7 protein-coding genes are annotated in these 10,487 nt (G+C 72.6%); 4 read left to right on the forward strand and 3 right to left on the reverse strand.

Annotated features, from left to right (window positions below; genetic code table 11):
- The first annotated feature begins 350 nt into the window (after positions 1 to 350).
- Positions 351 to 2,366 carry an NPCBM/NEW2 domain-containing protein gene (locus tag ACFZDK_RS48535; protein ID WP_390983727.1) on the forward strand — a complete coding sequence of 672 codons (2,016 nt, stop codon included), beginning with the start codon at positions 351 to 353 and terminating at the stop codon, positions 2,364 to 2,366.
- Positions 2,367 to 2,472: 106 nt separating this feature from the next.
- Here ACFZDK_RS48535 and ACFZDK_RS48540 read toward each other — a convergent pair whose 3' ends face one another.
- Positions 2,473 to 3,426, reverse strand: coding sequence for an ROK family protein (locus tag ACFZDK_RS48540; RefSeq protein ID WP_390983729.1), 954 nt, complete (start codon positions 3,424 to 3,426; stop codon positions 2,473 to 2,475).
- Positions 3,427 to 3,642: 216 nt separating this feature from the next.
- Between ACFZDK_RS48540 and ACFZDK_RS48545 the strand changes: the two genes are divergently transcribed.
- A complete protein-coding gene (locus tag ACFZDK_RS48545) occupies positions 3,643 to 4,728 on the forward strand; it encodes a substrate-binding domain-containing protein (protein WP_390983730.1) in 1,086 nt (361 codons plus the stop codon).
- Between the two features lie 7 nt (positions 4,729 to 4,735).
- Positions 4,736 to 5,533, forward strand: a complete 798-nt coding sequence (locus ACFZDK_RS48550; protein ID WP_390983733.1) for a hypothetical protein — start codon at positions 4,736 to 4,738, stop codon at positions 5,531 to 5,533.
- Here the strand turns inward: ACFZDK_RS48550 and ACFZDK_RS48555 are convergent.
- Both ACFZDK_RS48555 and ACFZDK_RS48560 read right to left on the reverse strand, forming a co-directional pair.
- Positions 5,479 to 7,785 carry a protein kinase gene (locus ACFZDK_RS48555; protein ID WP_390983735.1) on the reverse strand — a complete coding sequence of 769 codons (2,307 nt, stop codon included), beginning with the start codon at positions 7,783 to 7,785 and terminating at the stop codon, positions 5,479 to 5,481. The two genes, ACFZDK_RS48550 and ACFZDK_RS48555, sit on opposite strands and share 55 nt — an antisense overlap.
- Positions 7,786 to 7,867: 82 nt before the next feature.
- The gene (locus ACFZDK_RS48560; protein WP_390983738.1) at positions 7,868 to 9,166 is read right to left on the reverse strand and encodes a DUF6986 family protein; all 1,299 of its coding nucleotides are present in this window, start codon (positions 9,164 to 9,166) and stop codon (positions 7,868 to 7,870) included.
- A 213-nt stretch (positions 9,167 to 9,379) separates the two neighbouring features.
- Between ACFZDK_RS48560 and ACFZDK_RS48565 the strand changes: the two genes are divergently transcribed.
- On the forward strand, positions 9,380 to 10,330 hold the full coding sequence (locus tag ACFZDK_RS48565) for an endonuclease/exonuclease/phosphatase family protein (protein ID WP_390983741.1): 951 nt from the start codon (positions 9,380 to 9,382) through the stop codon (positions 10,328 to 10,330).
- Positions 10,331 to 10,487 lie beyond the last annotated feature (157 nt).

Genomic DNA, 10,487 nt, shown 5'->3' on the forward strand with positions numbered 1-10,487 from the left:
GTTTTGGCAGCTTTCACCCGCCCACTCGGGGGGGGCTCGGGGGGGGCCCACGTTGTCCGGGGCGGCCCGTTGGGTGGGGGCGGCCCGCACGGGGTTGGCCCGCCCCCCGACCTGCACTCAGAGCGGACTCAGGCTTGTCACAGCCTCCTGCTGCGCCGTCAATCAACACAACCCAACGCGCGTAGCGCCCCTCGCACCCGAATGAACCCCTCCATCAAGGGAATTGAGGGAACTGGAGCAACCTTCACCGCTTCTCTTCCAACAGAGCCCAACAGCTCCTACCATAAGCGCGCACCGATGACACGTACACGCCGTCATCCCACCTCTCGCGAGTTTAGAGGAGCGTAACGATGCGTCCCCCTCACACCCGCACAACCCGCCGAAGAGTGGTCGGAGCACTGGCCGCGGCCCTGCTGTGTTCGACGGGCCTCGCCGCACCGGCGGTCGCCGACGGCACCGCCGAGTCCCCCGCGCTCGCCGACGGGCTCGCGCCGACCCCGCCGATGGGCTTCAACAACTGGAACTCCACGCACTGCCGCGCGGACTTCAACGCGGCCATGGTCGAGGGCATCGCGGACCTCTTCGTGGCCAAGGGCCTCAAGGCCGCCGGGTACCAGTACGTCAACCTCGACGACTGCTGGGCCCTGCCGGAACGGGACGCGAACGGCAAGCTGGTACCGGACCCGGCCCGGTTCCCCGACGGGATCAAGGCCGTTGCCGACTATGTTCACGCCAAGGGACTCAAGCTCGGCATCTACACCAGCGCGGGCACCAAGACCTGCAACACCGCCGGCTTCCCGGGCGCCCTCGGCCACGAGTACAGCGACGCCCAGCAGTTCGCGGACTGGGGTGTGGACTACCTCAAGTACGACAACTGCAACAACCAGGGTGTGGACGCCAAACAGCGCTACAACACGATGCGGGACGCCCTGAAGGCGACCGGGCGGCCCATCGTCTACAGCATCTGCGAGTGGGGCGAGAACAAGCCCTGGGAGTGGGCCGCCGACGTCGGGCAGCTCTGGCGGACCACCGGGGACATCAGCGACAACTGGGGCTCGATGGTCTCGATCCTCAAGCAGAACCTGCCGCTCGCGCAGTACGCCGGACCCGGGCACTGGAACGACCCGGACATGCTGGAGGTCGGCAACGGCGGCATGACCGACACCGAGTACCGCTCGCACTTCTCGATGTGGTCGATCATGGCCGCGCCCCTCCTCATCGGCACCGACCTGCGCAAGGCCTCCCAGGCGACCTTCGACATCCTGGACAACAAGGAGGTCATCGCCGTCGACCAGGACCCGCTGGGCAAGCAGGGCACGGTGGTCTCCTCCGAGGACGGCCGCTGGGTCGTCGCCAAGGAGATGCAGGACGGCAGCCGCGCGGTGGCCCTCTTCAACGAGTCCAACTCGCCCCAGCGCATCGCGACGTCCGCGACGGCCGTCGGTCTGCCGAAGGCCCCCGCCTACACCCTGCGCGACCTGTGGCAGCACCGCAGCTACAACACCGCGGGCACCGTCTCCGCGATCGTCCCGGCGCACGGCACGGTCCTGGTCCGGGTGGCCGCCGACCGGCGCTGGGCGGCCAACCCGCCGGCCGTCGAACTCGGCCTGGACGGCAGCCGGTTCGTCGAGCCGGGCACGGCCGCCGCGCTCACCACGTCGGTCACCGACCTGGGCCGCACCACGGCCGAGAAGGTCTCCGTCTCGCTCACCGGCCCCGCGGGCTGGACCGTCCGTGCGACCTCACCGGCGAAGGCCGCCGCGCTGCCGACGGGCCGCTCCCTGCGCACCGGCTGGCAGGTGACCGCTCCCGCGGGGACGCCGAGGGGGTCGTACGACCTTGATCTCAAGGCCAGTTACCGGTCGCCGACCGGAGTGCGCACCGAGAACGCGATGACGATCACGACGACCGTCGCGGACCCGCCGCCCGCGGGCACCTCCTACCTCAGCGACCAGACCTGGCTCTCGACCAGCAACGGCTGGGGGCCGGTGGAGCGCGACACGAGCAACGGCGAGTCCAAGGCCGGTGACGGGCATCCGATCACCATCGGCGGAGTGGTGTACGCCAAGGGGCTCGGCGCGCACGCCCCCAGCGACATCGAGTACTACACCGGGAAGACGTGCGAGAAGGTCACCGCCGACGTCGGGGTGGACGACGAGGAAGCGGCCAACGGGAGCGTCGCCTTCGAGGTCTGGGCGGACGGCACGAAGGTCGCCTCCACCGGCGTCCTGACCACCGCCATGGCCGCCCAGCCGCTCACCGCCGACGTCACCGGCGCGGAAGTGGTCCGGCTCGTCGTCACCGACGGCGGGGACGGCATCACCTCCGACCACGCGGACTGGGCGGACGCCAGCATCACCTGCTGAGGACCCTGATCCTGAGGGCTCCTCCGGGTGCCGAACGAGCCCGGCCGGCCGGACCTGAACCCCGGCCGGCCGGGCTTGAACGTTCCTGCGGTGCCCTCCGCCCGCGTCAGACGCCCGCGGCCGTCGCGTCCGGCCTGCGGGCCAGGGCGGCCGCCGCGGCGCCCACCAGGCCCGCGTCCGTGCCCATCTGGGCCGGTACGACCGTCAGGCGACGCACGAAGGAGAGCGTCGCGTAGTCGGTGAGGGCCTTGCGCAGCGGCGTGAAGAGGATGTCCCCCGCCTTGCCCACGCCCCCGCCGATCACCGCGATGTCGATCTCGACCAGGGTCGCGGTGGCCGCGATCCCGGCCGCCAGCGCCTGCGCGGCCCGCTCGAAGGACGCCACCGCGACCGGGTCGCCGGCCCGGGCCGCGGCCGCCACCGCCGCCGCCGAGGTGTCGCCGTCGGCCCCCGGCCGCCAGCCGCCCTCCAGCGCGCGCCGGGCGATGTTGGGCCCGCTCGCGATGCGCTCCACACAGCCGCGCGACCCGCAGGGGCACGGATCCCCGTCCAGGTCCACGCTGATGTGGCCGATGTGGCCCGCGTTGCCCGTCGGACCGGGATGGAGCTTGCCGCCCAGCACCAGGCCGCCGCCGACGCCCGTCGACACCACCATGCACAGCGCGTTGTCGTGGCCGCGGGCCGCGCCCTGCCAGTGCTCGGCGGCCGTGATGGCGACGCCGTCGCCGATCAGCTCGACCGGCAGTCCGCCGGCCGCCGCACGCACCCGCTCCACGAGCGGATAGTCCCGCCAGCCCGGCACGTTGACCGGACTCACGGTGCCGGCGGAGGCGTCCACCGGGCCCGCGCTGCCGATCCCGAGCGAGCCGGCCCGTTCCCACAGGGGTGAACCGGCGAGTTCGCCGACCACCTCCTCGACGGCCCCCATGACCGTCTCGCCGTCCTGCTGGGCGGGCGTCGCGCGCTGGGCGCGCGCCTGGATCCGTCCGTGGCCGTCCACCAGCGCGCCGGCGATCTTGGTGCCGCCGATGTCGAGGGCCGCCACGAGGTCGGTGTGCATCAGAGTCAGATCTCCCCGTCAACCATGAGTAGCCGAGTAAAGGCGGATAGCCGGTCCAGCGGTGGGGGCGCAGGCCGGAGATTGCGGTGGACAGTCTCCCTTGCATCTGACAACGTTGTCCAGGCTCTATGCTCGACGCCACATCCTCATACAAACCCACGAGCCTGTGTATCCCTGATACAAACCCATGAGCCCAGGACCCGAACCCGTGAGCCCATGCGGGCCGTGGACGACAGGACAGGACGCCGCATCGTGCCCGAGACCTCCCGCCGCGCAGACCGTCTCCCCGGCTCCCGATACGGGACCCGGCCGACGATGAAGGACGTGGCAGCGCGGGCCGGCGTAGGCCTCAAGACGGTGTCCCGGGTGGTCAACGGCGAGCCCGGGGTGACCCCGGACACCGAGCGCCGGGTCCAGGAGGCCATCGACGCGCTCGGCTTCCGCCGCAACGACAGCGCGCGGGTGCTGCGCAAGGGCCGTACCGCGAGCATCGGTCTGGTCCTGGAGGACCTCGCCGACCCGTTCTACGGCCCGCTGAGCCGTGCCGTCGAGGAGGTGGCCCGGGCGCACGGCGCGCTGCTGATCAACGGCTCCAGCGCCGAGGACCCGGACCGGGAGCAGGAGTTGGCGCTGGCGCTGTGCGCACGGCGGGTGGACGGGCTGGTGGTGATCCCGGCCGGGGACGACCACCGTTATCTGGAGCCGGAGATCAGGGCGGGCGTGGCGACGGTGTTCGTGGACCGTCCGGCCGGGAAGATCGACGCCGATGTGGTGCTGTCCGACAACTACGGCGGCGCCCGCGACGGCGTGACCCATCTGATCGCGCACGGCCACCGCCGGATCGGCTTCATCGGCGACATGCCCCGCATCCACACGGCGGCCGAGCGGCTGCGCGGCTACCGGGCCGCGATGGAGGACGCCGGGATACCCGTCGAGGACGCGTGGACCTCGCTGGGCGTGACGGACCCGGAGCGGGTGCGGCGGGCCGCCGAGGAGATGCTGTCCGGGCCCGACCCGGTCACCGCGATCTTCGCGGGCAACAACCGGGTCACCGTCACCGTGATCCGGGTCCTCGCCGAGCGGACCCGCCCGGTGGCGCTGGTCGGCTTCGACGACATCGAGCTGGCCGATCTGCTGCACCCGGGCCTCACGGTCGTCGCCCAGGACGCGGCCCTGCTCGGCCGGACGGCCGCCGAGCGGCTCTTCCGCCAGCTGGACGGCACACTGCTGGCGCCGGAGCGGATCGAGCTGCCGACCCGGCTGGTCACCCGCGGCTCCGGCGAGCTGCCCCCGGCGGACTGAGCCGCGCATGGGCGGCCGTACGCTCGCGGAACTGGGCCTGGACCGGGCGCCGCGCGACCATCCGCTGACCTACCCCGGTGCCTGGCCGGCCGACTCCGTACTCCTCGACGGCGACCGGCTGTCGCCCCTGGACCGGCTGGTGTACGACGACGGCCGGGTGCCGGTGCTCGCGGTCGGCTCCAACGCCTCTCCCGCCCAACTCCAGCACAAGATGGCCGAGTTCGGGGTGAGCGAGCCGCTCCCGATGGTGCGCGGCCGGGTGACCGGTCTCGACGTGGGCGTCTCGGCCCATGTCAGCCGGCTCGGCTATGTATCGGCGGCCCCGGTCCACTCCCCCTCCTCGGTACGGGAGTTGTTCGTCCTCTGGCTGGACGGGCGGCAGCTGGAGGTGATCGACGCGAGCGAGGGCGTGCCGCTGCCGAACGGCAACTTCCGGCGGGTCCGGCTGCCCGCCCCGGACGTACACGTCGCCCTCGCGGACGGTACGACGCTTCCCGGCGTCCACGCGTACGTCAACCGGCACGGCGTCCTCCACGACGGCACCGGCACCCCGCGCCGCCACCCCGGCGAGCGCGCCCTCCTCACCGAACTCCTCGCGGAGTCGGTCGAGTTGAGAGAGCTGTTCGGTGTCACCCCCGAGGAGTTCTGCGCGCGGGCCCGGGCCGACTCCGCGCTGTGCCGACGGGGTACCCGGCTGTTCGCCGAGCGGAGGTGGGCGGTCGCGTCGGGCCTGGAGCGGCACGCCGACGCTCAGCAGACGGGAAGCCCGGGCACGGGCTCGTCGTTCTCGCCGCCCTCGATGTAGACGTCGCTGATGTACACACCGGTGTTGCCGTTGTCGTCGTCGGTCCTGGCCCACCACACATTGGTCCACTTGCCGTGCGTCTCCCTCCACCCCAGGTCGGCCTGGCAGTAGAAGGAGTGGGTGCCGGGGTGGACCTTGCCGACCTTGTCACCGGAGGCGGTGTAGGACTTGGCGGCGCTCCGCACCTGGCAGGCGTACGTACCGTCGCCGTCGGCCTGACAGGCCGGGGCAGGCGTCGCGGTGGCGGTACCCGCCCCGGAACCGGAACCGGCAGTGGTGGACGGGCTGGGGCCGGCGGTCTGCGCCGGGGGCGGCGTGGCGGAGGCGTCACCCGCCGGGACCGTCGGGTCCGCGGATCCGCCGGTCCCGGCGCGCGTGGCACCGTCCGCCGGCACCGCGCTCGTCCCCTCCCCCTGCCCCAGCGGATCCGGTCCGACCGTGCGCCCGGCCCCGGTGCCGCGAACGCCCTCCGAAGCGCCGATCCCGGTCGGGGCGGGCGGCCCCGAGTCCACGTTCGTCGTCCGGCCCTTGTCGTGCAGCGAGGTGACGGTCAACACGGTCGCCGCGAGGACGACACCGACGGCCACCACGACGAGCATCCGGGCCCGGCGGCGGGTGCGGCGCGGCGGAACAGGGCTCATCGGGCCGTCCGGGGCGGCGGGTTGAGCCCCGGGATCTAATCTTCGCGCGAACACCGGACCGGCGCCCTGGCGTTCGGCCCCCTGGGTCCCGGCCTCTTGGACGAATCCGGCGGCGGAGGCTTGGCCGCGTTCTGCACCGGGCTCCATGGCGGGCTCCTGGGCAGCCCCTTCGCCGAACCCGGCCAGGGGCACCTCGGCAGACCCTTCGGCGAGACCGCGCCCAGCTCCCTCCACGGTCCCTTCCACGAGCCCGCCGACAACCCCCTCAGCAGACTCCGGCCCGAGCCCATGAGCAGGCCCCTGGACGGATCCGGGGGCAAGCCTCTCGACACGCCCCTGGACAGCCCCCTCCCCGGCCTCACGCCCCAGCCCCTCGGCCAGCCCTTGAGCGACCCCCTCGTCAGCCCCTTGGGCAAGCCCGCCGTCAGGCCTGCCGGAGGCTCCCGGCACGCACCCACCGCCAGGCTCCTCGACGCCGCCTTGGGCAAGCCCGCCCTCAGACTGCTGGGCAGCTCCCTGGACGAGCCCTTCACCAACCCCCTCCACCAACCCACCTTCAGGCCCCCGGGAAGCTCCGGGCACGAACCTGCCGCCAACCTCCTCGACGCCCCCTTGGGCGAACCCGTCGGCCGCGCCGTCGGCAGGTCCGTGTCCCGGAGGGACCAGCGGGGTGCCAGGGCCGGTCCCCGGTCGTGCAGGGTCCCTCAGGGTGGTCGTCGGGGTGTCCGCCGCCGGTCCCCGGGCTGCGGCGCGCAGCAGGTCGCAGGCCTCCTCCGCGTCCGGGCGGGCCTCGGGACGCTTGTCCATGAGGCGGCGGAGGACGGGGGCGAGGCGGCCGGCGTGGCGGGGCTCGGGGAGGGGCTCGTCGACGATGGCGGTGAGCGTGGAGAAGGTGGACGTACGGCGGAACGGCGAGGCGCCCTCCACGGCCGCGTACAGGGCGGCGCCGAGGGCCCAGATGTCCGAGGCGGGGCCGGGATCCGCGCCCTTGGCCCGCTCAGGTGCCAAGTAGTCGAGGGAGCCGACGAGTTCGCCGCTGCCGGTCAGGTGGGTGGCGGAGCCGTCGCCGGGATCGTCGATGGTGGCGATGCCGAAGTCGGTGAGGACGACCCGGCCGGAGCGGTCGAGGAGGATGTTGCCGGGCTTGACGTCCCGGTGCAGGACGCCGACCCGGTGGGCAGCCGCCAGGGCGTCCATGACCTCGACGCCGATCCGGGCGGCCTCGTGCGGGCCGAGGGTGCCGCGCTCGCGCAACAGGTCGTCCAGGGAGGGGCCGTCGACCAGTTCCATGACGATCAGCGGCCGGCCCTCGACCTGCGCGATGTCGTGCACGACGATCACGCCGGGATGGCGCACCCGGGCGGCGGCCCGCGCCTCGCGCTGCATCCGCAGCCGCAGACCGGCCAGTTCGGGTCCGGCACTGTCCGTGTAGGCGCGCAGCTCCTTGACCGCGACCTCACGGCCGAGGACCTCGTCGACGGCGCGCCACACCACACCCATGCCGCCGCGGCCGAGCCGTGCCACGACCCGATACCGCCCGGCCAGCAGGCGACCGGTCCCGTCACCCTGTCCGTACGAACCCGACACCGAAGCTCCGCCCCTCGCACACATCTGTGAATGGCGCACCAGAGTACGGGGCGGTGCCAGGGGCAGTTCAAGTCCGCCGGAAAAGCTGTGACTTGGCCGCTACCCGCTAGTTGCCGGAGGCCGTCAGGTCACCGCGCCGGGGCGCCGCGAAGCCCTCCAGACCGGCCCGGGTCAGGCCGGTCAGCCGGGCCACCTCGGCGATGTCGAGGGCGCCGCAGTCCAGGCCGCGCAGCAGATAGCCGGCGAGGGCCTTGGCGGTGGCGGGCTCGTCCATGACGTCGCCGCCGACGCGGCCCGCGTACCGGGCGAGCCGGGCCGACGCCTGCTCGAAACCCTCGCGGTAGAAGGCGAAGACGGCCGCGTACCGGGTCGGGATGTGCCCGGGGTGCATGTCCCAGCCCTGGTAGTAGGCGCGGGCGAGGGCGCGCCGGGTGAGCCCGTAGTGCAGCCGCCAGGCGTCGTGCACCTGCGCCGTGGGACCGACCGGCAGGACGTTGGTGGAGCCGTCCGACACGCGTACGCCCGTACCGGCGGCGGCGACCTGCATGACCGCCTTGGCGTGGTCGGCGGCGGGGTGGTCGCTGGCCTGGTACGCGGCCGAGACGCCGAGGCAGGCGCTGTAGTCGAAGGTGCCGTAGTGCAGTCCGGTGGCGCGCCCCTCGGCGGCCTGGATCATCCGGGCGACGGTGGCGGTGCCGTCGGTGGCGAGGATGGCCTGGCTGGTCTCGATCTGGATCTCGAACCCGATCCGGCCGGCCTCCAGGCCGTGGGCCTTCTCGAAGGCCTCCAGAAGCCGTGCGAAGGCGCTCACCTGTTCGGGGTAGGTCACCTTCGGCAGGGTCAGGACCAGGCCGTCGGGCAGTCGGCCGTGGGCCGTCAGCCCGGTGAGGAAGATGTCGAGGGTGCGAATGCCCCGGTCGCGCACCGCGGCCTCCATGCACTTCATCCGGATGCCCATGTACGGCGCCGCCGTGCCGGTGGCGTACGCCTCGGCGATCAGCCGCGCCGCGCGGGCGGCCGTCTCGTCCTCCTCGGCGTCGGGGCGGGGGCCGTAGCCGTCCTCGAAGTCGACGCGGAGGTCTTCGATCGGCTCGCGTTCCAGCTTGGCGCGGACCCGGGAGTAGACCGGTTCGGCGAGCTCCTCGGAGAGACCGAGGACGGCGGCGAAGGAGGCGGCGTCGGGGGCGTGTTCGTCGAGGGCGGCGAGGGCCCGGTCGCCCCAGGTGCGGACGGTGTCGGCGGCGAAGGCGTCACCGGGGACGTAGACGGTGTGAACGGGCTGGCGGGTCCCGGGATCGCCCGGGTACCGGCGCTCCAGTTCGGCGTCGACCGGCGCGAGGGAGGCGCTGATCTCCTCGCCGACGGCGCCCGAGAGGCTCGTCGCCACCTTCTCCTGCTGGCCCATCCCACACCCTCCTGTTTTCCACTGTACGGAATCAACAATCCGTTGAATGAAGTTATCCGGGCGCCTTCGGGATGGTCAACACCATGTCCACGGGGCGACACACCCCCATCTGGGCATGTTCACGATCGACTCACACCTGGGTAGCACACTCACTGCGCAGGACTCGCCTCACGCACCTCTCGCCCGGCCGCCGTCGCCACCGAAGGAGCACCCGTGCCGAACCAGCGCCGAGTCACCCGCCGTCTGGGCCTGAAGGTCTTACTGGCCGCGGCGGTCACCGTGCCCCTCTCCAGTGCCGCGATCTCCGTCTCGTCCGCCTCCTCGACGCCGTCCGCCACCCTGCGCTCCGGGCGGTCGACCCCCTCGGCCCCGCCGCGCCGCGCTCCCCGGCTCGACGTCATGACCTTCAACCTGCGGTACGCGAGCAGCGCCGAACCCAACAGCTGGAGTGACCGCAGACCGGTGATGCGCGAACTCCTGCGCCGTGCTAACCCCCAGGTCATCGGCACCCAGGAGGGCCTCTACCAGCAACTGCGGGACATCGACACCGACCTCGGACCGCACTACGACTGGATCGGCACCGGCCGGGAGGGCGGCAGCCGGGACGAGTCCACGGCCATCTACTACGACATCCGGCGCCTGGCCCCCGTCGAGCACTACACCTTCTGGCTCTCCGACACCCCGGAGGTCATCCGCTCCAACACCTGGAACGCCGCCTTCCCGCGCATCGTCACCTGGGTCCGCTTCCGCGATCTGGCCGACGGCGGGCGGGAGTTCTACGTCGCCAACACCCACTTCGACCAGAGGAGCCAGTACGCGCGCGAGCGCAGCGCCACGCTGCTCGCCCAGCGGATCGGGGAGTTCGACCCGGCGCTGCCCGTCGTGGTGACCGGCGACTTCAACGCCGCCGCGCACAAGAACCCGGCCTACGACACCCTGGTGGACTCGGGGCTCGTCGACACCTGGGACGCGGCCGAGCGGCGCGGCCCCCTGTACGCGACCTTCCACGGCTACCAGCGGCTCAAGCCGGACGGCGACCGTATCGACTGGATCCTGACCTCGCCGGGGGTGACCACGCACCAGGCCACCATCGACACCTTCTCGATGCACGGCCAGTTCCCGAGCGACCATCTGCCGGTGCAGGTCTCGCTGAGCCTGCGCTGACACGACGAGGCCCCCGCAACCGGTGCCGGTCGCGGGGGCCTCGGACAGCCTCACGGCGGTGATCAGCCCTTGCGGGCCTTGACCTCGTCGGTGAGCTGGGGGACGACGTCGAAGAGGTCGCCGACGACACCGAAGTCGACCAGCTCGAAGATCGGGG

It is taken from the genome of Streptomyces sp. NPDC007901, from assembly GCF_042959465.1.
Classification (GTDB): domain Bacteria; phylum Actinomycetota; class Actinomycetes; order Streptomycetales; family Streptomycetaceae; genus Streptomyces.